Consider the following 21,543-nt stretch of genomic DNA (forward strand, 5'->3'; position numbering starts at 1 on the left):
TTGCACACCTCGCACGGGACGTAGACGTCCGGCAGGAAGTTCATCTCGATCTTGATCGTGCCGTCACCGGCGCACGCCTCGCACCGGCCGCCCCCATAGGACAAAAAATGTCCTATGGGGACCCCTCATGACACTCTCGGGAGGCGTCGCACTCTTGGGAGGCCTTGGGAGGCGTCGCGAAGCTAAGAGAAGGCGATCCACCGGTTCAGCAGGTCGGCGGCCGCACCCGAGTCGACGGCCGAGGCCGCCCGCGTCAGGCCGGCCGCCAGGTCGTCTTCCAGCGATCCGGAGAAGCCGGTGAAAGCGGCCAGCGCGGCCGCCGAGTTGAGCAGCACCGCGTCCCGCACCGGCCCGGTCTTCCCGGCCATCACCTGGCGGAACACCTCGGCGTTGTGCGCCGCGTCACCGCCGCGCAGGTCCTCCGTGGTCGCCCGCGGAATGCCGACCGACGCGGGGTCGAAGCCGCGTTCGGTGATCTCGCCGCCGGAGACCACCCAGATCGAACTCGTGGTCGTGGTGGTGATCTCGTCGAGCCCGTCGTCACCGCGGACCAGCAGCACGGTCATCCCGCGCCGCGCGAACACCTCGGCGAGGACGCGGGTCTTGTCCGCGTAGGCGCAGCCGATCAGCGAACTGCGTGGCTGCGCGGGGTTGGTCAGCGGGCCGAGCAGGTTGAACGTCGTCGGCACGCCGAGTTCGCCGCGTGTCGGGCCGGCGTGGCGCAGGGCGGGGTGGAACTTCGGCGCGAAGCAGAAGCCGATCCCGAGTTCGTTCACGCTGCGCTGGACCGTCTCGGGCGGCAGATCGATGGTGACGCCCAGTTCCTCCAGCACGTCGGCGGCGCCGGACTTCGACGACGCGCTCCGGTTGCCGTGCTTGGCCACCGGGGCACCCGCCGCGGCGGTCACCACCGTGGCCATGGTGGAGATGTTGACCGAGTTGGACCGGTCGCCACCGGTGCCGACGATGTCCACCGACGGCCTGTCGATGGTCACGCGTCTGGCGTGCGCCAGCATGGCGTCGGCCATGCCGGAGATCTCCGCCGGTGTCTCGCCCTTCGCCCGCAGCGCGACGGCGAAGCCGGCGATCTGGGACGGTGTCGCCGCCCCGCTCATGATCTGGTCCATCGCCCACGCGGTGTCCTCTTCGGACAGATCCGCGCGTGCGATGAGCTGGTTGAGCAGGGACGGCCAGGTCTTAGTGGTCACCATCGGAAGTCCTCCGGGGGTCTCGACGGCTGGACGCACGGGCCGCGAGAGCCGAGTACAACACCGGTACGAGGACCTCGCGGCCGCACGACCAGCGGAAACCTGGATGCGCCGGATACCCCCGAAGGGCTTCCGATGGCAACCACTTGGCGGCCACGCTCATCGGCTCAGCCGTGCACGGCCGGCACCCGCCGGGCGCGCAGCACGTCGGCGACCGTCTCGGCGGCGGTCAGCGGGTCGAGCGGGTGGACCAGTACCGCGTCGGCCTGCGACCAGGTCGCGAGCCAGCGGTCGTCCTTGCGCCGCACCGACACCACGATCGGAGGACAATCCTCGATCTCGTTCTTCAGCTGGCGGGTCAGCCCGATCCCGCCGGTCGGCTGCGCCTCGCCGTCGAGGATGGCCAGGTCCACGTTCGCCGCGTCCATCTCGGAGAGCACCTCGGAGATGCCAGACGCCTCGATGTAGTCCACCCGGCCGAGGTCGGCGGCGGGACGGCGGCCGACGGCGTTGATGATCGCCTCGCGCACCTCCGCCTTGTGGCTGAACACCAGGATCCGCATCGCCTGCTCGCCCATGAGCGCGCCTCCGCCTCGTCTAGTCATGTCGACCCCGCGATGTTATCCGCCATGACCGACATCACGTGTACCGGTCGGAGGCTGGAGCGCGTCCCAGCCCAGTGAATCCCCGCCGAGCCGCTGCGCCAGCCCCGCCATCCGCGACCGTTCCTGCGCGCAGTGCAGCGCGTCGAGGAGTTGGACGCGCACCGCGTGTGCCAGCGTGAAGCCACCGTCCGGTCCCTGTTCCCGCAGCTCCCAGCCGTCCTGGGCCAGGATCGAGGTCGCCTCCGCCACCTTTCCGGGCGGAAGTTTCAAATGGTGCCGCAGGATCGCCGGTGCTTCGGCGACCCAAGAGGGTGATCTCGCCAGCACCGAAGAGTCCGCCTCGGCGGGGTCGAAGGCCTCCGCGATGATCTCCACGCCGGGCGTGTCGACGCCGAGGCCGGGGCCTTTGCTCTTTCCGGCCAGGTCACGCAGCCGATCCAGTAAACCCATGAGTAGCCCGGTTCCCTCTTTCGTTCAGATGTGACCCGACACGCACGCGACTTGCCGTGGACCCACCCGGCGGGCCCCATGCGTGAGAGGACATAATGCGACGCGTGACAACGGCAGCTCCCACCATCAGCCAGCGGGTCCACTCGCTGAACCGGCCGAACATGGTCAGCGTCGGCACCATCGTGTGGCTGTCCAGCGAACTGATGTTCTTCGCCGGACTGTTCGCCATGTTCTTCACCGTGAAGGCGCAGAACGCGTCCGGCCAGTGGCCGCCGCCCCTGCACGATGAGCCCTTCCACCTCAACGTGACGTATGCGATCCCGTTCACGGTGATCCTCGTGGCGTCGTCGTTCACCTGTCAGTTCGGCGTGTTCGCGGCCGAAAAGGGTGATGTGTTCGGCTTGCGCCGCTGGTACATCATCACGTTGATCATGGGTGCGATCTTCGTCGGTGGCCAGGGCTACGAGTACCTGAGCCTGATCGACGAGGGATTGACCATCCCGTCCGGTCCGTTCGGCACGGTCTTCTACCTCGCGACCGGGTTCCACGGCCTGCACGTCATCGGCGGGCTCATCGCGTTCGTGTACCTGCTCATCCGCACCAAGCTGAGCAAGTTCACCCCCGCCCAGGCGACCTCGGCGATCGTCGTGTCCTACTACTGGCACTTCGTCGACATCGTGTGGGTGGGCCTGTTCGCGGTGATCTACATCCTTCCGTGAACCAAAGCCGCCACCACGACCTATCGGCCTGAACTGACAGCAAGGGTTGCCGCAAGATGACCTCCAGCAAGAACACTACGGAGCGCCGCTTCCGCAAGCGGTCGAAGGCTCGCAGGCGGTTCGCCGGCGCGCTGGCGCTCGGGATCGCGCTGCTGAGCGTGGGCGGGTTGTACGCCGTTTTCGCCCCGGAGCCGCAGACCGCGCAGGCGCAGGGCGAGTCCGCCCTCCTGCGTGAGGGCGAGAAGCTCTACAACAACACGTGCATCGAATGTCACGGTCCGAAGCTCGAAGGTGTCACCGACCGTGGCCCGAGCCTCATCGGCATCGGCGACGCGGCCGTGTACTTCCAGACTTCGACCGGCCGTATGCCCGCGGTGCGCCAGGAAGCCCAGGCGCAGCGCAAGCCGCCGAAGCTGTCCGAGGCCGAAATCAACGCGCTGGGTGCCTACATCCAGTCCAACGGCGGCGGCGCCCAGCGCCCCGCGGAGAAGGGCGACGCGCTGCGCGGCAAGGACGTCGCGCGCGGCAGCGAGCTCTTCCGCCTCAACTGCGCCTCCTGCCACGGCTTCACCGGCCGCGGTGGCGCGCTCTCGTCGGGCAAGTTCGCCCCGAACCTGGACCCGGCCACGGAAGAGCAGCTCTACACGGCGATGCTCACCGGGCCGCAGAACATGCCCAAGTTCTCCGACCGGCAGCTGTCGCCGGAGGAGAAGAAGGACATCATCGCGTTCGTCAAGTCCGTCAGTAACGGGAACAACTCACCCGGCGGTAGCTCGCTCGGCGGTATTGGCCCGGCTTCGGAGGGCGCGATCGCGTGGATCGTCGGGATCGCCGCGCTGATCGGCGTGACGTTGTGGATTGGATCGAAGGCATGAGCGCCGAAGGGCCGAAGCCGCCGACAGAGGCGGAATTGGCGGACATGGATCGCGACCAGCTGGTGAAGCTGGGTACCGCGCTCGACGGTGTCGAGATCGTGGAGTACCCGAAGCCCTGGCCGGTCGAGGGAACACGGGCGGAGAAGCGTGCCGAGCGCGCTGTCGCCCTGTGGTTCGTGCTGGCCGCACTCGCCGGCCTCGCGTTCGTCGTCCTCATCGCGTGGCCGCATTGGTTCGAGTACAAGGAGCCGGGTACGACCGGCTACACCAAGTACACGCTGTACACGCCGCTGCTCGGGGTCACACTGGGTCTCGCCGTGCTCAGCATCGGCATCGGCGCCGTCCTCTACACCAAGAAGTTCATCCCGGCCGAGGTCGCGGTCCAGGAGCGTGGTGACGGCGGGTCGAAAGAGGTCGACAAGGCCACCATCCTCGCGCAGCTGGCCCACTCGGGCAGCGACAGCACCATCGCGCGCCGTTCGCTGATCAAGCGGTCCGCGGGTGCCGGTGCCGGTGTACTCGGCCTCGCCGTCGCGGCGCTGCCGGTCGCGTCCTTCATCAAGGACCCGTGGAAGGACACCGAAGGCCGCGACTCGCTGTGGCACTCGGGCTGGAAGAAGAACTTCCCGGACGAGGTCGTCTACCTGCGCCGCAACACCGGCCGTCCGCACGAGGTCTCCCTGGTCAAGGTCGAGGACCTCGACGCGGGCGCCATGGAGACGGTGTTCCCGTTCCGCGAGTCCGAGCGGGAGGACGAGCACGCCTTGTCCGCCGCGTTCAAGCGGGTCGACAACCCGGTCATGCTGATCCGCCTCCGCCCCACCGACGCCGCCAAGGTCGTCAAGCGGGCGAACCAGGAGGATTACAACTTCGGCGACTACTACGCGTACACGAAGATCTGCAGCCACGTGGGCTGCCCGACCTCCCTGTACGAGCAGCGGACCAACCGCATCCTCTGCCCCTGTCACCAGTCGCAGTTCGACGCGCTTCACTACGCGAAGCCGATTTTCGGTCCTGCTACGAGGCCGTTGGCTCAGCTTCCGATTACAGTGGACAAAGAGGGTTACCTGGTCGCGCGCGGAGACTTCAACGAGGCAGTCGGGCCGGCCTTTTGGGAGCGTAAGTCATGAGTTCACTCACCACCCCGACGAAGGGGACGAACCCGGTCGAGAAGGCCGCGGGCGCGGGTGCGAAGTGGGCCGACGACCGGTATCACCTGGCCAAGGGCATGCGGCACCAGATCAACAAGGTGTTCCCGACGCACTGGTCGTTCCTGCTCGGCGAGATCGCGCTCTACAGCTTCATCATCCTGCTGCTGTCGGGTGTCTACCTGACGCTGTTCTTCGACCCCTCCATGGAGGAGGTCGTCTACAACGGCAGCTTCACCGGCCTGCAGGGCGTCGAGATGTCGCGGGCCTTCGCGACCACGCTCGACATCTCGTTCGACGTCCGCGGCGGTCTGTTCGTCCGTCAGCTGCATCACTGGGCCGCGCTGATCTTCGTGGCCTCGATGATGGTGCACATGTTCCGGATCTTCTTCACCGGCGCGTTCCGGCGCCCGCGTGAGGCGAACTGGGTCATCGGCGCGCTGCTGCTGGTGCTGGGCATGTTCGAAGGCTTCTTCGGCTACTCACTGCCGGACGACCTGCTCTCCGGTACCGGTATCCGCGCGACCCTGTCGGGCATCGTGCTTTCGGTGCCGGTCATGGGCACCTGGCTGCACTGGGCGCTATTCGGCGGGGAGTTCCCCGGCAACGAGATCATCCCGCGCCTGTACACGATCCACATCCTGCTGCTGCCGGGCATCATGCTCGCCCTCGTGGGCGCGCACCTCGCGCTGGTCTGGTACCAGAAGCACACGCAGTTCCCCGGCGTGCGCCGCAAGGAGACCAACGTCGTCGGCGTCCGGATCATGCCGGTCTTCGCGCTCAAGGGCGGTGCGTTCTTCGCGCTGGTCACCGGCATCATCGCGCTGATGTCGGGCCTCTTCCAGATCAACCCGATCTGGAACATCGGCCCGTACAACGTGGCGCAGGTCTCGGCCGGTTCACAGCCTGACTGGTACATGGCCTGGGCCGACGGCATGCTGCGGATCTGGCCCGCGTGGGAGCTCTACCTCGGGAACTACACGGTCCCGGCGGTCTTCTTCGCCGGTGGGCTCGGGATGCCGATCCTGATCGGGTTGCTGCTGATGTATCCCTGGATCGAGCGAAAGCTGTCCAAGGACACGGCGCATCACAACCTGCTGCAGCGTCCGCGCGACGTCCCGGTCCGGACCTCGCTCGGCATCATGGCGCTGACGTTCTTCGCGGTCATCATGCTTTCGGGCTTCAACGACATCATCGCGTTCGCCTTCGACATCTCGCTGAACGCGACGACGTGGGCGGGCCGGATCGGTGTGCTGCTGGCACCGCCGATCGCGTACTACATCACCTACCGGATCTGCCTCGGCCTGCAACGGGCCGACCGCGAGGTGCTGGAGCACGGTGTCGAAACCGGCATCATCAAACGCCTGCCGCACGGTGAGTTCATCGAAATCCACCAGCCGCTCGGCACGGTGGACGACCACGGTCACGCGATCGGACTCGAGTACCAGGGCGCGTCCGTGCCGAAGAAGATGAACAAGCTCGGCTCGGCCGGTCACGCCGTCGCCGGTTCGACCTGGTCGCCGGACCCGGTCGAGGAGACGATCGCGCTGGAGCGCGCCCGGTCCAACGGGCACGGCAACGGCAAGGTCGACGACATCGGCGGCGAGCCCTCGGCGGAGCGCAAGGAGATCACCTCCGGGCACTAGCTCGTCAGAAGTACGTGAAGGCCCCCTTACTTGCGCCAGGCGCAAGTAAGGGGGCCTTCATGTACTTGGGGGCGATCAGGCGCCTTCGACGCCGATGTCGAACGCGGACTCGCTGTCGGCCTTCGAGTACGAGCGGAACGCGATGTGCGTGACCGTGCTCAGCACGCCGGGGACCTTGCCGATCTTCGCCGGGATGAGGTCCGCGAGGTCCTCGTGGGCACTGACCCGGGCCGAGGCGATCAGGTCGACGTCACCCGCGCAGGAGTAGACCTCACGGACGCCCTCGATGTCCGCGATCGCCTGGGCCGCTTCGGGAATCGCATCGGCCTCGACCTGGATCAGCACGATCGCGGTGATCACTACAGCGCCTCCTACATCAAGGGATCCGGTGTCGCGATCCTAGCCCGCGACCCGTTCCGGCGCCGTCGCACTCACCGCCGTCACGTGAGTTCCGCCTTCAAGCACGCGAGTTACGTCCCCAAGCACGCGAGTTACGTCTTCAAGCACGCGATGACGGGGCGAAGAACGTCAAACGGCAGGGCACGCGACGCCAGGTCGCGACGTCGCGCGTGCTTGAAGGCGGAACATGCGTGCTTGAGGGCGGAACTCGCGTGCTTGAGGGCGGAACATGCGTGCTTGAAGGCGGAACACGCCAAACAGCGGGGCACGTGTCGCTAGCCCGCGACCTGTTCCAGTGCCGTCGCACTCGCCGCCAGGTCCAGCCACTCCTGCCAGCCACCCGCGACGGCTGCCTCCGCCCACGGGTGGGTCGTGCGCACGAGCCGGACGCCGGGCCGCGTCAGCCAGCGCAGCAGGATGCGGATTTCCTCCGAAATCGCGCCGAAGAGCGGGCCGGGGCCGGGGATCACCGTTTCCGCCGAGGCCACCAGCATCTCGACCACGGGCATCGGGTGGATCCCGCGCCGCGCGACGCCCGCCGACGCGAGCCTGCCGTGCCGGATCACCGCCAGTTCCCAGCCGCCGTTGCCGTCGGGTCCGGCGGCGATCAGTTCGGGGATGCCTGCCAGCGCCGACTGCCGGTGCGCCCGGCCGACCGCGCGGATCAGCCCAGCCAGTTCGTCACGGTGCTGGGCGGCCTGCTCGAAGTGCTCCGCCGCGGCGAGCCGGGCCAGCTGATCGGCGGCGGCGCGCAGCGGACGGCCGTCCGTACCGGCGATGAGACCGGACACGGCCAGCACACCGGGCCGGTACGCCTCCACCGTCTGCTGTCCCGCACACGGGGCCCCGCAGCGGCCGAGTTCGGCCAGCACACAGGGTTTGCCGCTCGGCGCGGTCGCCGAGATGCGTTGTGTGCACGTCCGCAGGCCGGAGGCGCCGGCGAGGGTGTCCGCGGCCGACCGTGCGTCGGTCTGGCTGCGAAAGGGCCCCAGCATGCCGTCTCGCGGCATGCGGACCACCGAGAGGCGCGGGAACGCCTCGTCGGTCAGTGCGACCCACCAGGCGTGCCGTGGGTTCTTGGAACGGCGGTTGTACATCGGGCGGTGTGCGGCGATCAGCCGCAACTCCCGGACCGCCGCCTCCAGCGCGTGCGAGCATTCGACCGCGTCGACCCGTTCGGCGAGCGCGACCATCTCCCGGATCCGGCCGCGGCTTTCCGAACCGGTGAAGTACTGCCGGACCCGGCGGCGCAGGTCGGACGACGTCCCGACGTAGAGCACCTCGTCGCTCGGGCCGCGGAACAGGTACACGCCGGGCCGCGACGGCAGGTGCTCGGCGAGCGAACGTTTGCGTCGCTGGGCCGAGGTGACCTCCGGCAGGTAGTCCAGCAGTTCTTCGAGGGTGTGGACACCGACGTTGCCGACGCGTTCGAGGAGCGCGTGCAGGACGTCCACGGTGGCGCGCGCGTCGGCGAGGGCGCGATGGTTGGGCGTCGTGCTCGCCCCGAACAACGCGGCCAGCGCGGAGAGCCGGTAGCTGGGCGTCTCGTCACGGGAGATGACCCGGCGGGCGAGCCGGACCGTGCAGACGACGGCCGTCTTCGGCCAGCGGTAGCCGTGCCCCTCGCAGGCCGCGCGCATGAACCCGGTGTCGAAGGGGGCGTTGTGCGCCACCAGCACGGCACCGGAGATGAATTCGAGGAACGCGGGCAGCACGCGCTCGATGCGGGGAGCGTCGTAGACCATCGCGCTGGTGATGCCGGTGAGTTCGACGATCTGCGGCGGGATCGGCATCCCCGGGTTGACGAACGTGGCGAACTCGCCGACGACCTCGCCCGCCCGTACCTTGACCGCGCCGATCTCGGTGATCCCGTCCGGACCGGGTTTCGTACCGGTGGTCTCCAGGTCGAATACGACGAAAGTGGTGTCCCGCAAGGGTGTTCCGAGTTCGTCGAAGGCGAGTTGTGCCGCCCCCGGCCGCCGTCCGGTGTCCATGTTCGGGCACAGTAGGGGTGGGCACCGACAATCTCAGGATCCGCACACGCCGTCCCATCGAGCGCGCCCCGAGCCCATGGGGCCTACGCTGGTGCGATGCAACCGCAGCCCGCAGTGCCCGAACTGCCGGAGGACGCCACCGGCGGACCCTCGGGTGTCGTGCCGTCGGCTGACGGTGACGACGCACTGGAAGAGGTACCCGCCGAAGGGTGGACGTCCCTCCCTGAGGCCGTGCGGGAGCGGATCGCCGAGCTCGCGGCGGCCGCCGTCGGCAAACTGCCGGTCGCCGACGTGCCGAGGCAGCTCCGTCCGGTCGCGAAGTTCGCCCCGGCGAAACGCGCGAAACTCGGCGGGACGGCGCTGATCGCCGCGCTGGGGGAGTCGTCGCAGTTCCGGGTCGCGGTCACCGAATGGCTGCGTGACCACCGCAAGGACGCCCTCGACCCGAACGACCCCGATTCCGTCACCGCCGCGGCCGCCGCCGTGCTGCTTGGCGAAGCCGGTGCGGCCGGACGGGTCCGGCTGGTGGCGAAGAACGCCGACGAGACGGCGTTGCGTGCCGAACGTGACACCGCGCTGGCCCGCAACCAGCGGCTCGAGGCCGAACTGGCCCAGCTGCGCGCGGAGGTGCGCGAGGCCAAGGACATCGCCGGTGGCGCGCGGGGTGAACGCGACGCCGAAGTCGAGAAGCTGCTGAAGCGCCTGCGGGAACAAGGCGTCCAGCTACGCCAGGCGAAGGACGCTGTCGCCGAAGCCCACGCGCAGATGGAGAGCGGCGGCGCGGAGCGGGCCGAGGAGATCAAGACCCTGAAGGCCCAGTTGGACCGTGAGAGGCAGCGAGTCGCCACTGAGCGGGCGAGGGCCGAGAAGGCCGTTATGGACGCTGAGATCGCCCGTCAGTCCGCGCGCGAGGCACGTCAGGCCGACGAGGTCCGGCTCGGACTGCTGCTGGACACGATCGAAGGCGCCGTCGGCGGCCTGCGTCGCGAACTTTCGGTGAGCGCGCGGGGCCAGCGTCCGGCGGACATGGTCCGCGGCGCGACGTCGGGTCTGGGGGCGGGCGGCAAGATCCAGGACGTCACCGCGCTCGACAGGCACCTCGCGCTGCCCAACGTGCACCTGATCGTCGACGGCTACAACGTCACGAAGACCGGATATCCGGAGCTGGCGCTTTCCGACCAGCGAGACCGGCTGATCCACCAGCTTTCCGCGCTGGCCGCGCGGACCTCGGCCGAGGTCACCGTCGTCTTCGACGGCGCCGGTGTGCTTTCCGTGCCGGCCGCGGTGCCGCGCGGGGTGCGGGTGCTGTTCTCCGAACGCGGGGTGCTCGCGGACGACGTCATCCGGTCCCTCGTCGCGGCCGAGCCGCCAGGGCGGCCGATGGTGGTCGCGAGCACGGACCGGGCGGTGGCGGACTCGGTGCGGCGTAAGGGTGCGCACCCCGTGCCGTCGGCGGTTCTCGTGTCCCGGTTGAGCCGGGTTTAGGGACTCCTTCCCCAGTACATGAAGGCCCCCTTCCTTGCGTCTAGCGCAAGGAAGGGGGCCTTCATGTACTTCAGGACAGCGCGGCCCTCGGAAACTGTCGGTGGTCGCTCTTAATGTGCGTCTCACCACTGAATGTGAGGAGACCGAGATGGACGACAAGGCCATCGCCGATATAGCGGACATTGAGAACCTCGTCATCGATTGCGACCGGTGCGCGGTTCGCGGTGACGCGTGTCATGACTGTGTCGTGAGCGTCCTTCTCGGCGCGCCACTGGCGCTCGAATGGGACGCCGACGAGCGGAGGGCGGTCGACGCGCTCGCCGAGGCGGGGATGATCCCGCGCCTCCGGATGGTGGAGATGGTGGAACAGGAGCGCCGGATGACGGCTTGAGACACGCCCGGACCGGGGCGTTCGACGAGTGGTCGATCCGATGAGGTGAACGGTAGGTAGTCATGACCAGCCCCAGGATGTAACGCCCGTCACATATTTCCACTCATGCTGGTCCGAAGGTGTTTCGGCGCATCACAGAGAGTTTTTACGATGGGCGTGGTGGACGTGGTGCCCGTGGTTTCGTAACCTGTCCGAGATCTCGTGGCCGGAAAGTCGTCGCCAGACGACGACACGGGATCGCCACTGAAGCAGCTTTGTCGGGGAGTTGCACCAGAACCAGCCGTGCGCCAAACCTGTTGCGATAGCACTCGGCCAGGCGCAAGGCGGGAACGCGGGGAACCGCGCGGGCCTCACGGCCGGCGACGCGGCCGCGCGGAAGAGGGCCCCCGACCTCTTCGTCCCGGGTTTCGGTCGGTGGCCGACAGCAAAGGAGACACGCGCGACCGTGCAGTCGCATCCAGTCAAGCGCGTGGTAGCAGGAGCTTTGGCCGCGGCCGCGGTGATCACCGCCGTTACGGTCGCCCAGCCTTCCGCCACCGCAGCCCCAGCCCCCGCCCCCCAGCAGCCCCCTTCCGGTTCGGAAGCGCTCGCCAAGTACCGCGACCTCGCGGCACAGGCCGAGAAGGCGAACGAAGACCTCCTCAAGGCGAAGGACGACCTCGCCGCGAAGCAGGGCGAGCTCGACAAGGCCACCGCGGACGCCGCGGCCGCGAAGGACAGCGGTGTCAAGGCGGCCGGTGACGAGAAGACCTACCAGGCCGAGGTCAACAAGTTCGCCGGTGCGTCGTTCACCAGCGGTGTGCAGCTGAACAAGCTGTCGTCGCTGCTGTCGGGCGCGTCGACCCAGGACTTTTTGGAGCGTTCTTCGGCGCTCGAGGTCCTCGCCGCGAACAAGAACGCCGCTCTCGGCAACCTCAGCGGTGCCGTCGCCCAGTCGGCGGCCGCTTCCAAGCTGGCTTCGGACGCGCAGGCGTCGGCCACTTCGGCTCGTGACGCCGCGGCGAAGCTGACGACGGACATCCAATCGCGCCAGAAGACGCTGAACGACCAGCTCAAGGAAATCGAGCGGGCCGGTGGCAACCTGAGCACCGCGGACAAGGCCGCCCAGAAGGACAAGGGCGGCGCGTTCCCCAACCTGCCCGCTCCTGGCCCGGCCGCCGCGGCGGCGCTCTCGGCCGCGAAGAGCAAGCTCGGCAGCGCCTATGTGTGGGGCGCGACCGGTCCGTCCACCTTCGACTGCTCCGGTCTGATGCTGTGGGCGTACAAGCAGGCCGGGCTCTCCCTGCCGCGGTCCAGCCGTCAGCAGTCCACCTTCGGCGCGCCGGTGGAGAAGTCGCAGCTTCAGCCGGGCGACCTGGTGTTCTACTACTCGCCCGTTTCGCATGTGGGCATGTACGTCGGCAACGGCATGATGGTGCACGCGCCGACCTCCGGTGACGTCGTCAAGGTGTCGCCGCTGCAGAACAACTACGTCGGGGCCCGTCGCCCGACCGCTTGATCGAGCACCTTTGTCCTGTGACGGGACAACCGAAAGGGGCGGCACCGCGCAGGCGGTGCCGCCCCTTTCGCGTGCGGAGGGCCAAGTAGCCTGCAGGGGTGCTGAGGACCCTGCTGGTGACCAACGACTTCCCGCCCCGGCCCGGCGGAATCCAGAACTACCTGAACTCGCTGGCCACTCGCCTGCCCGCGGACGACCTCGTCGTCTACGCGCCTTCCTGGGAGTCGAGCACCGGCTCGCACGGCGAATTCGACGCCGCCGCCCCGTTCGAGGTGGTCCGTCATCCGACGTCGCTGATGCTGCCGACACCGGACGTTCTCAAGCGGGCGAAGGAGATCATGCGCGCCCGTGACTGTGAGGCCGTCTGGTTCGGCGCCGCCGCGCCACTCGCACTGCTGGGGCACTCGCTGCGTTCGGCCGGTGCCCGCCGCGTGCTCGCCTCGACACACGGCCACGAGGTCGGCTGGTCCATGCTTCCGGGGTCGAGGCAGGCGTTGCGCCGCATCGGCGACACCGTCGACGTGGTCACCTACGTCAGCAAATACACGCGCTCCCGCTTTTCGGCCGCTTTTGGCCCGATGGCGGGGTTGGAGATGCTCCCGTGCGGCGTCGACACCGCGCTATACCGCCCGGATGCCGCCGCGGGCAAGGAAATCCGCGACCGGCATGGTCTCGGCGACCGGCCGACGATCGTCTGCGTTTCCCGGCTGGTTCCGCGGAAAGGCCAGGATATGCTCATAAAAATCCTGCCCGAACTCCGCAGGCGGATCCCGGACGTGGCGCTGCTGCTCGTCGGCGGCGGCCCGTACCGCAAGACGCTCGCCGGGCTTGTCGACGCGCTGGGGGTTGAAGACAACGTGGTTATCACTGGATCGGTGCCGTGGAAGGAGTTGCCGGCTCATTACAACGCCGGTGACGTCTTCGCCATGCCGGCACGGACGAGGGGGAAAGGGCTCGACGTCGAGGGGCTCGGCATCGTGTACCTGGAGGCTTCGGCGACCGGACTGCCGGCCGTCGCGGGGAATTCCGGCGGTGCGCCGGAAACGGTGCTGGACGAGGTCACCGGCCACGTCGTCGACGGCCGTGACGAACAGCAGCTGAGGGAGACCCTCGCGGCCTTGCTGGCCGATCCGGTGCGGGCGCGGCGCATGGGCGCCGCGGGCCGCGAATGGGTTGGCGAGAACTGGCGGTGGGACACCATGGCGAGCAGGCTTTCCGGCCTGCTCGACGGCGACCCGGTCGCGGCGGTGCGGTGATGGCCGACGTCGTGCTCTTCCACTCCGCGCTGGGACTCCGTCCCGCCGTGCTCGCCGCGGCCGATCGGCTCCGCGACGCCGGGAACAAGGTCTGGACACCGGATTTGTACAACGGCCGGACCGCCGACAACCTCCCCGACGCCATCGAGATCCGCGACTCGATCGAGCCGCATCTGATGTTCGACCGGGCAGAGGCGGCGATGGCGGACGTCCCGCCGGGTGTGGTCTACGCCGGGTATTCGCTCGGCGCGAGCTATGCCGCGCTGGTGTCCCGCGCCCGCGGTGACGCCTCCGCGCTGGTGTTCCTGCACGACGCGCCGACGTTCCTGCCCGGCATTCCGGCGACGATGCATATCGCCGACCCGGACCAGTGGCTGGTGCGGGACGATCTGCACCGCGCCGAGGAGAATCCGGACACCGAGGTCTTCAAGTACGCGGGATGCTCGCATTTGTTCACCGACCCGGAGACGAAGGAGAGCACGCCGTCCGACGCCGCGGCGGCGGAGCTCACCTGGGAGCGGGTCATCGATTTCCTGGAGCGGACCGACAAACGTCGTCAGGGTTCGTAGCGCGCCGGGTGGTTCGGGTCGTCGACACGGATGACGACGTCGGCCAGCGCGGCGGGGTCGACTTCCTGCTCGTAGCGCTCGTAGGCGGGCAGCGCCCACTCGTCGGGCACCCGGCGTTTGAGCGCTGACGGCGAGAGCCACAGGTGCACGCTCAGGTCGAAGACGAGGCCGGCCCCGAACAGGAACTCGCCGTCCACCAGGACGACGCCACCTTCGGGTAGTTCGACGCGTTCGGCGCGGGTGGCGCGATCGCGGACCGGGTCCCACAGCGAGGGGAGGACCCGGCCGCTGCCGTCCTCGGCGAGCGGGTCGAGCACCTCACGGCGTAGCGCGCCGATGTCGAGCCAATCGGTGTAGCGCGCGTCGGGGTCTTCCTTGCCGTGTTCGAAGCGCAGTGACGCCGGACGGAGGAAGCCGCCCGCCGAAACCCGCAACACCGCGTGACCGGCGATCCTCAGCGGATCGACCAGGGCTTCGGCGAGTTCTGTGGTGTTGGTCGCACCGGCCGCGCCGTCGATGGCGACCGCGATCCGGCGGCGGCCGGTGATCGCCGTGACGCGTTCGGTCAGTTCGGAGACCAGCAGGGCGGGAGAAATCGGACGGTAGCGCACAGACAGAGATCCTCCACCCGGACCGGTGACTGTCGCACAGTACACCCGGTAGGAGGATGAGGCAGTGCCCAAAGCAGCCGGAAGTGGTTGGCAGGTAGGCGTTTCCCAAACCGTGCCGGTCGGCGGCGCCAGGGTGTGGGACTTCCTGGCCGGACGCGAGGGTGTGGAGATCTGGCTCGGCCCCGGCGCCGAACTCCCACGCTGGCCGAACGCTGGACCAGTGCACTGGGATGGCCTGGACGTCGAGCCCGAAACCTTGCACTGGCGGGAAAGCACCCTCGTGCACGGGCTGGAAACCCTCCCTGTGCGCCTGCGCTGAGAAAGGCGTGTCGTAGGGTCGCCGGATGGACGCCGCCGAACTCCTCGCCCTCGACGCGGAACACGTCTGGCACCCGTATGGGCCGATGCCGGGCACGGTCGACCCGCTGCTGGTCCGCGAGGCGAGCGGTGTCCGGCTCACCCTCGACGACGGCCGCGAACTGGTCGACGGGATGTCGTCCTGGTGGGCGGCGATCCACGGCTACCGGAACCCGGTGCTGGACGCGGCGCTGGCCGAGCAGGCCGGGCGGATGAGTCACGTCATGTTCGGCGGGCTCACCCACGAACCGGCCATCACGCTGGCGAAGAACCTGGTCGACCTCGCACCCGACGGGCTGCGGCACGTGTTCCTGTGCGACTCCGGTTCGGTGTCGGTCGAGGTCGGCGTCAAGATGTGCCTGCAGTACTGGCAGTCGGTGGGGCGCAAGGAAAAGCGGCGCCTGATGACCTGGCGCGGCGGCTATCACGGCGACACGTTCACACCGATGAGCGTCTGCGACCCCGACGGCGGGATGCACTCGCTTTGGCGCGGGATCCTGCCGGACCAGCTGTTCCTGCCCAAGCCGCCCGGCGGATTCGACGACGAGCCGGACCAGGCGTATCTCGACCTGCTCGCGGCCGGGATCGAGCGGCACGCGGGCGAATTAGCCGCGATCATCGTCGAGCCGGTCGTCCAGGGCGCCGGCGGTATGCGCTTCCACCCGCCCGCGTACCTGCGCGCGCTGCGTGAGCTCACCGAGGCGAACGACGTCCTGCTCATCTTCGACGAGATCGCCACCGGTTTCGGCCGCACCGGCAAGATGTTCGCCGCCGAGCACGCCGGGGTGACGCCGGACGTCCTCTGCCTCGGCAAGGCGCTGACCGGCGGTTACCTCACGATGGCGGCGGCGCTGTGCACGCCGGGGATCGCCGACGGGATCTCGCGCGGCGAACTGCCGGTGCTCGCGCACGGGCCGACGTTCATGGCGAACCCGCTGGCTTCGGCCGTCGCCAACGCCTCGCTCGGCCTGCTGGCCGAAGGTCGCTGGAAGACCGACGTCCCGCGGATCGAGGCCGCGTTGCGAGCCGGGCTCGAACCCGCCCGCGAGCTGTCTTCGGTCGCCGACGTGCGGGTGCTCGGCGCCATCGGCGTGGTGGAACTGGATCATCCGGTGGACATGGCTGTCGCGACCGAGGTCCTCACCGCGAACGGCGTCTGGCTGCGGCCGTTCCGGAACCTGATCTACACGATGCCGCCGTACATTTCCGATGCCGACGACCTGGCCTCGATCACTTCCGCAATGGTCGCGGCCGCGCAAAAAGCGTAAAAACGGCCAAATTCAACCTAAAGAGTGTGACGGCGGCCACAGGAAACCTGGAAGGCCACGCTGGGTACAGAGCGTGGTCATGGGTTGGTCTTGATCAGGCGAACGGGCGAGTCCGATCGAGACCCTTCCCGGCTGGTTTGTCGCAAAAGTGTGGTATGCCCTAGTTCTCCAGTGCACAAGCAAACCTGAGAAACCTTTGCGTAGCAGACTTTTCGGCGCCGATCGGGTTTCCTGCCCCCATGATCGACTTCGTTGGTGACGAGCACGACACCGGGCCTCCGGGCCGCCGCCGTTCCGTTTCTTCGACCCTCCTGAGCAACCTCCGCCACGACATCCCGGCTTCGGTCGTCGTCTTCCTCGTGGCCGTTCCCCTCTCCCTCGGCGTCGCACACGCCGCCGGGGCCCCCTTGCTTGCCGGACTTGTCTCCGCCGTCGTCGGCGGGCTCGTCGCGAGCCTGTTCGGTGGTTCCGCCCTTCAGGTCAGCGGCCCGTCCGCCGCCTTGACCGTCGTCCTCGCGGAAACCATCGCCACCTTCGGCTGGGCCGCCACCTGCGCCATCACCGTCGCGGCGGGCGTGGTCCAAATCCTTCTCGGGGTGAGCCGCGTCGCCAGGGCCGCGCTGGCCATCTCCCCGGCGATCGTGCACGGCCTGCTCGCCGGGATCGGCCTGATCCTCGTGCTCGGCCAGTTGCACGTCGTGCTCGGCGGAGCCGCGAAGGGTTCCGCGATCGCGAACGTCCTCGCGCTGCCCGGTCAGATCGTCGGCCACCACGACCAGGCCGCGCTGATCGGTGTGGTCACCATCGGCGTGCTGCTGGCGTGGACCCGGATGCCGCGTTCGGTGCGCCGCGTCCCCGGTCCGCTGGCCGCCGTCGCGCTCGCCACCGTCCTTTCCGTCGCGGCCGGTATGGACCTGCCGCGCGTCGACCTCCCGAATGTCCTGCCGGGGCTGGGTTTCGTCCCCGAGGCGCCGTCCGGCTCCTGGACGGCGATCACCGCCGCCGTGCTCTCCATCGCGCTCATCGCCAGCCTGGAGAGCCTGCTTTCCGCCGTCTCCGTCGACAAACTACGCGACGGCCCCCGCACCGACCTCAACCGCGAACTGATCGGCCAGGGGCTGGCGAACGTCGCCGCCGGGTCGCTCGGCGGATTCCCGGTCACCGGCGTCGTGGTGCGGACCATGACCAACTTCGAAGCGGGCGCCCGGACCCGGGCCTCCGCGATTCTGCACAGCATCTGGATCCTCGGCTGCTGCCTGTTCCTGGTGGGTGCGCTGCGGCAGATCCCGCTCGCCGCGCTCGCCGGACTCCTCGTCTACGTCGGCGCGAAACTGGTCAACGTCACCAGCCTGCGGGAGGTTCGCCGCCACGGCGACCTGCCGGTCTATCTCGCGACGCTCGCCGGCGCGGTCGCCGTCAACCTGCTCACCGGGGTCGTCGCCGGCGTCATGGTGGCGCTCGTGCTCATGTTGCGCCGGATGCTGTTCTCCGGCATTCACGTCGAACCCGACGGTGCGCGGACCCGCGTCGTCATCGAAGGCGCGCTCACTTTTCTTTCCGTGCCAAGGCTCACGGCCATCCTGGCCGGTGTTCCCCAGCGCTCAGAAGTGACGCTGGAACTGCTCGTCGACTACCTCGACCACGCCGCTTTCGACTGCCTGCGCGGCTGGCAACGCGCGCATGAGCGAGCCGGGGGAGTGGTGATTGTCGACGAGATCGGGCATCCGTGGTTCGGACGCGGCAAGGCAGGTGTGCCGACCGTCCGCCGCGGCGTCGCGTCCCGGGTGGTGCCGCGCTGGCTCGCGCCGTGGTCGGAATGGCAGGCGGAGCACATCGAACTGCCGGGGCAACGCGGCGGCAGCGTGCCGTTGTGCCGGGGTGCTTCGGAATTCCAGCGGCGGACCGCGCCGCTGCTGCGGCAGACCTGGGACGGGCTCGCGCACGGGCAGCAGCCGCACACCCTCTTCGTCACCTGCGGCGACGCGCGGATCGTGCCGAACCTGATCACCACCAGCGGCCCCGGGGACCTGTTCACCGTGCGGAACATCGGAAACCTCGTCCCGCACGCCAGTACTGAAGCGGATTTCTCCGTGGGAGCGGCGATCGAGTACGCCGTCGGGATACTGCGGGTGCGGGAAGTGGTGGTGTGCGGGCATTCCGGCTGTGGTGCGATGAAGGCGCTGCTCGGGGACGCGCCTGCAGGGCTCGCGCAACTCGGCGGCTGGTTGCGTCACGGCGAGGAAACGTTGCGGCGCCGGGAAAGCGAAGGCCCGGTGCTGCTCGACGGCGCCCGTCCCGATCGCGAAGCCGATCGGCTCGCCCTGCACAACGTGGTGCAGCAACTGGAAAACCTGCGCTCGTACCCGGTCGTCGATGCCGCGCTGGCCCGCGACGAACTCCGGCTCACCGGGATGTACTTCGACGTCGGCAAGGCGAACGTATACCTGCTCGACGCGGCGCACCGGTCGTTCACTTCGGCGGCGACTCCGGTGACGTCCTAGCCCTTGCTGGGTCGTGAGTGGCGATTCGGGTTATTGAGGGGTAAGGCAATCGTGGTGTGATGCCCGGGCTCGCTGTGACCGGCTTGTTCGCGGGGTTGGCGGCCAAGGCGACGGCGTGACTCGCGTGCTTAAGGACGTAACTTGCGTGCTTGAAGGCGTAACTTGCGTGCTTGAAGGCGTGACTCGCGTGCTTGAAGGCGGATCTCACGACCTTCTGGGCCCGTAAGGCTTTTCGCAATGTCCCCGACATCTCGGGGCAACGAAGAGGCTTGGAAGTGGGCCACGCCACCCGCCCGTGGGACGATATTCACTCGAACAGGTGGTGCATAGCGGACAAATCACCAGTTTCCTGGTGATCATGAGATCCCTCGCCGTGCTCCGTCACGACCTGCCCGCGTCCTTGGTGGTGTTCCTCGTCGCCGTCCCGTTGTCACTCGGGATCGCGCTCGCGTCCGGGGCGCCGATCGTCGCGGGGCTGATCGCGGCCGTCGTGGGAGGTGTGGTCGCCGGCGCGCTCGGCGGCTCCCCGCTTCAGGTCAGCGGCCCGGCCGCCGGGCTGACGGTGATCATGGCCGAAACCATCGCGACCTTCGGCTGGGCGACCACCTGCGCGATCACCGTCGCCGCGGGCGCGCTGCAGATTTTGCTCGGGCTGAGCCGCATCGCGCGTGCCGCGCTGGCGATCTCGCCCGCCATCGTCCACGGCATGCTCGCCGGTATCGGCGTCACGATCGTCCTCGGCCAGCTGCATGTCGTCCTCGGGGGCTCGGCGCAGAGCTCCGCGCTCCAGAACATCGCCGAACTGCCCGCGCAGATCGTCGGCCACCACGACACCGCCGCGTTGATCGGCGTGCTCACCATCGCCGTCCTGCTGCTGTGGCCGCGGCTGCCCACGGCCGTCCGCAAGGTGCCCGGCCCGTTGGCCGCCATCGCGGTCGCGACCGTGCTTTCCGTGACGACCGGGATGACCCTGCCCCGCGTCGAATTGCCCGGTGACCTGCTCGCCATCCGGTTCGCACCCGAACTGCCGGGCGGAGGCTGGGGCGCGTTCGCCGTCGCGGTCGTCACCATCGCGCTGATCGCCGGCGTGGAAAGCCTGCTGTCCGCCGTCGCCGTCGACAAGATGCACACCGGCCCGCGTTCGAACCTCGACCGCGAACTCATCGGCCAGGGTGCCGCGAACCTGACCTCCGGCGCACTCGGCGGCCTCCCGGTCACCGGCGTGATCGTCCGCAGTTCGACCAACGTCGCCGCCGGTGCCCGCACCAGGGTGTCCGCGATCCTGCACGGGGTCTGGATCCTGGTGTTCGTCGCGGCGTTCGCCGGGCTGATCCAGAACATCCCGCTCGCCGCGCTCGCCGGTCTGCTCGTCCACGTCGGCGCGAAACTGGTCAACCCCGGGCAGCTGCGGCAGGTCCTCAAACACGGCGACCTGTGGCTGTATCTGGTGACGCTCGCCGGTGTCGTCGTCTTCGACCTGCTCACCGGCGTGCTGCTCGGCATCGCACTGTCGGTGCTGCTGATGCTGCGCCGCACCGTGTGGTCCGGGATCCACGCCGAACGCGACGGTGAGGAATGGCGCGTCGTCGTCGAAGGTGTCCTGACGTTCCTTTCGGTGCCGAGGCTCAGCCGCGTGCTCGCGACCGTGCCCGACGGCGCGAAGGTGACTCTGGAACTGATCGTCGACTACCTCGACCACGCCGCCTTCGAAAGCCTGTCCAGCTGGCAGCAGGGGCACGAGCGCACCGGCGGCGAGGTCGTCGTCGACGAGGTCGGGCATCCGTGGTTCGCCAACGGCAAATCCGGCGATCCCACGCTGACCAGGACGGACGCCGTCCGTTCGGTGCCACGGTTCCTCGCGCCGTGGTCGGACTGGCAGGCAAAGGACGTCGAGGTACCCGGCCAGCGCGGCGGACCGACCTTGCGTGGCGCGACCGAGTTTCAGCGGCGCACGGCCGCGCTCATGCAGCCCGCGCTCAGCAAACTGGCGGGCGGCCAGTCACCGCACACCCTGTTCATCACCTGCGGTGACGCCCGGATCGTGCCGAATATGATCACCACCAGCGGTCCCGGCGACCTGTTCACCGTCCGCAACATCGGGAACCTGGTGCCGGCCCGCCGGGCCGACCCGTCGATGGGCGCCACCGTCGAATTCGCCGTCGGCGTGCTGAAGGTGCGCGAGATCGTGGTCTGCGGGCACTCCGGCTGCGGTGCCATGCAGGCGCTGTCGACCGGTGCTCCCGACGGCACGCCGATGCTGGTGTCCTGGCTGCGGCACGCCGAGCCGAGCGCCCGGCGCAAGACCACGGTGACCATCGACGGCGAACGCCCGGACGCCGAGGTCAACCGGCTGGCGCTGCAGAACGTCCTGCAGCAGCTGGACCATCTGCGGCATTACCCGCTGATCGCCGAGGCCGAGGCACGCGGCGAACTGCGTCTGGCCGGGATGTACTTCGACGTCGGAGCCGCCCAGGTGTACCTGTCGGACGACGGTGACCGCAACTTCACGTCGGTGGGTGCCGTCACTACCTCAGGGAGCTGAAGGTGCCCTTCGGTCACTCCG

19 protein-coding genes are annotated in these 21,543 nt (G+C 68.7%); 13 read left to right on the forward strand and 6 right to left on the reverse strand.

The window, feature by feature from the left end; translation table 11 throughout:
• Positions 1 to 182 precede the first annotated feature (182 nt).
• The 3 genes from trpD to AB0M65_RS09035 form a co-directional block, all read right to left on the reverse strand.
• Positions 183 to 1,211 (reverse strand): anthranilate phosphoribosyltransferase, encoded by a 1,029-nt coding sequence (gene trpD / locus AB0M65_RS09025; RefSeq protein ID WP_364023795.1) that lies wholly within the window; start codon positions 1,209 to 1,211, stop codon positions 183 to 185.
• Positions 1,212 to 1,375: 164 nt separating this feature from the next.
• Positions 1,376 to 1,786, reverse strand: coding sequence for a hypothetical protein (locus AB0M65_RS09030; protein WP_364024025.1), 411 nt, complete (start codon positions 1,784 to 1,786; stop codon positions 1,376 to 1,378).
• 42 nt (positions 1,787 to 1,828) lie between these two features.
• Positions 1,829 to 2,263 (reverse strand): hypothetical protein, encoded by a 435-nt coding sequence (locus AB0M65_RS09035; RefSeq protein ID WP_364023798.1) that lies wholly within the window; start codon positions 2,261 to 2,263, stop codon positions 1,829 to 1,831.
• A gap of 95 nt (positions 2,264 to 2,358) precedes the next feature.
• On the opposite strand from AB0M65_RS09035, the gene AB0M65_RS09040 reads away from it, so the two are divergent.
• Genes AB0M65_RS09040 through AB0M65_RS09055 form a run of 4 tightly spaced genes read left to right on the forward strand, consistent with a single transcriptional unit; the run spans position 2,359 to position 6,651 of the window.
• The gene (locus AB0M65_RS09040; RefSeq protein WP_364023800.1) at positions 2,359 to 2,982 is read left to right on the forward strand and encodes a heme-copper oxidase subunit III; all 624 of its coding nucleotides are present in this window, start codon (positions 2,359 to 2,361) and stop codon (positions 2,980 to 2,982) included.
• A gap of 56 nt (positions 2,983 to 3,038) precedes the next feature.
• Complete coding sequence (locus AB0M65_RS09045; protein WP_364023803.1) at positions 3,039 to 3,857, forward strand: cytochrome c; 819 nt, start codon at positions 3,039 to 3,041, stop codon at positions 3,855 to 3,857.
• Positions 3,854 to 4,987, forward strand: a complete 1,134-nt coding sequence (locus AB0M65_RS09050; RefSeq protein ID WP_364023806.1) for a ubiquinol-cytochrome c reductase iron-sulfur subunit — start codon at positions 3,854 to 3,856, stop codon at positions 4,985 to 4,987. The genes AB0M65_RS09045 and AB0M65_RS09050 overlap by 4 nt, the downstream gene beginning before the upstream one ends.
• Positions 4,984 to 6,651 carry a cytochrome bc complex cytochrome b subunit gene (locus AB0M65_RS09055; protein ID WP_364023809.1) on the forward strand — a complete coding sequence of 556 codons (1,668 nt, stop codon included), beginning with the start codon at positions 4,984 to 4,986 and terminating at the stop codon, positions 6,649 to 6,651. Before AB0M65_RS09050 ends, AB0M65_RS09055 begins: the two co-directional genes overlap by 4 nt.
• Positions 6,652 to 6,726: 75 nt before the next feature.
• Here the strand turns inward: AB0M65_RS09055 and AB0M65_RS09060 are convergent, their stop codons facing one another.
• On the reverse strand, positions 6,727 to 7,011 hold the full coding sequence (locus AB0M65_RS09060; RefSeq protein WP_364023812.1) for an Lrp/AsnC ligand binding domain-containing protein: 285 nt from the start codon (positions 7,009 to 7,011) through the stop codon (positions 6,727 to 6,729).
• A 314-nt stretch (positions 7,012 to 7,325) separates the two neighbouring features.
• On the reverse strand, positions 7,326 to 9,044 hold the full coding sequence (locus tag AB0M65_RS09065; protein ID WP_364023815.1) for a DEDD exonuclease domain-containing protein: 1,719 nt from the start codon (positions 9,042 to 9,044) through the stop codon (positions 7,326 to 7,328).
• Positions 9,045 to 9,140: 96 nt separating this feature from the next.
• Between AB0M65_RS09065 and AB0M65_RS09070 the strand changes: the two genes are divergently transcribed.
• The 5 genes from AB0M65_RS09070 to AB0M65_RS09090 all read left to right on the forward strand — a co-directional run bounded on the left by AB0M65_RS09070 (position 9,141) and on the right by AB0M65_RS09090 (position 14,243).
• On the forward strand, positions 9,141 to 10,529 hold the full coding sequence (locus AB0M65_RS09070; protein ID WP_364023818.1) for an NYN domain-containing protein: 1,389 nt from the start codon (positions 9,141 to 9,143) through the stop codon (positions 10,527 to 10,529).
• 148 nt (positions 10,530 to 10,677) lie between these two features.
• On the forward strand, positions 10,678 to 10,920 hold the full coding sequence (locus AB0M65_RS09075; protein WP_364023821.1) for a hypothetical protein: 243 nt from the start codon (positions 10,678 to 10,680) through the stop codon (positions 10,918 to 10,920).
• A 445-nt stretch (positions 10,921 to 11,365) separates the two neighbouring features.
• Complete coding sequence (locus tag AB0M65_RS09080) at positions 11,366 to 12,418, forward strand: C40 family peptidase (protein WP_364023824.1); 1,053 nt, start codon at positions 11,366 to 11,368, stop codon at positions 12,416 to 12,418.
• Between the two features lie 98 nt (positions 12,419 to 12,516).
• On the forward strand, positions 12,517 to 13,674 hold the full coding sequence (locus AB0M65_RS09085) for a glycosyltransferase family 4 protein (protein ID WP_364023827.1): 1,158 nt from the start codon (positions 12,517 to 12,519) through the stop codon (positions 13,672 to 13,674).
• Positions 13,674 to 14,243, forward strand: coding sequence for a dienelactone hydrolase family protein (locus AB0M65_RS09090; RefSeq protein WP_364023830.1), 570 nt, complete (start codon positions 13,674 to 13,676; stop codon positions 14,241 to 14,243). Before AB0M65_RS09085 ends, AB0M65_RS09090 begins: the two co-directional genes overlap by 1 nt.
• On the opposite strand, the gene AB0M65_RS09095 is transcribed toward AB0M65_RS09090, so the two are convergent.
• Complete coding sequence (locus AB0M65_RS09095; RefSeq protein WP_364023833.1) at positions 14,231 to 14,854, reverse strand: uridine kinase; 624 nt, start codon at positions 14,852 to 14,854, stop codon at positions 14,231 to 14,233. The genes AB0M65_RS09090 and AB0M65_RS09095 overlap by 13 nt on opposite strands.
• Before the next feature lie 64 nt (positions 14,855 to 14,918).
• Between AB0M65_RS09095 and AB0M65_RS09100 the strand changes: the two genes are divergently transcribed.
• From AB0M65_RS09100 to AB0M65_RS09115, 4 genes are all read left to right on the forward strand, one after another.
• Positions 14,919 to 15,173 (forward strand): hypothetical protein, encoded by a 255-nt coding sequence (locus AB0M65_RS09100; protein ID WP_364023835.1) that lies wholly within the window; start codon positions 14,919 to 14,921, stop codon positions 15,171 to 15,173.
• A gap of 25 nt (positions 15,174 to 15,198) precedes the next feature.
• A complete protein-coding gene (locus tag AB0M65_RS09105; RefSeq protein ID WP_364023838.1) occupies positions 15,199 to 16,479 on the forward strand; it encodes an adenosylmethionine--8-amino-7-oxononanoate transaminase in 1,281 nt (426 codons plus the stop codon).
• Between the two features lie 239 nt (positions 16,480 to 16,718).
• Positions 16,719 to 18,980 (forward strand): bifunctional SulP family inorganic anion transporter/carbonic anhydrase, encoded by a 2,262-nt coding sequence (locus AB0M65_RS09110; protein WP_364023840.1) that lies wholly within the window; start codon positions 16,719 to 16,721, stop codon positions 18,978 to 18,980.
• Positions 18,981 to 19,338: 358 nt separating this feature from the next.
• Positions 19,339 to 21,522 (forward strand): bifunctional SulP family inorganic anion transporter/carbonic anhydrase, encoded by a 2,184-nt coding sequence (locus tag AB0M65_RS09115; RefSeq protein WP_364023842.1) that lies wholly within the window; start codon positions 19,339 to 19,341, stop codon positions 21,520 to 21,522.
• The last annotated feature ends 21 nt before the right edge of the window (positions 21,523 to 21,543 follow it).

The organism is Amycolatopsis sp. NPDC051071 (assembly GCF_040682875.1).
GTDB lineage: Bacteria > Actinomycetota > Actinomycetes > Mycobacteriales > Pseudonocardiaceae > Amycolatopsis.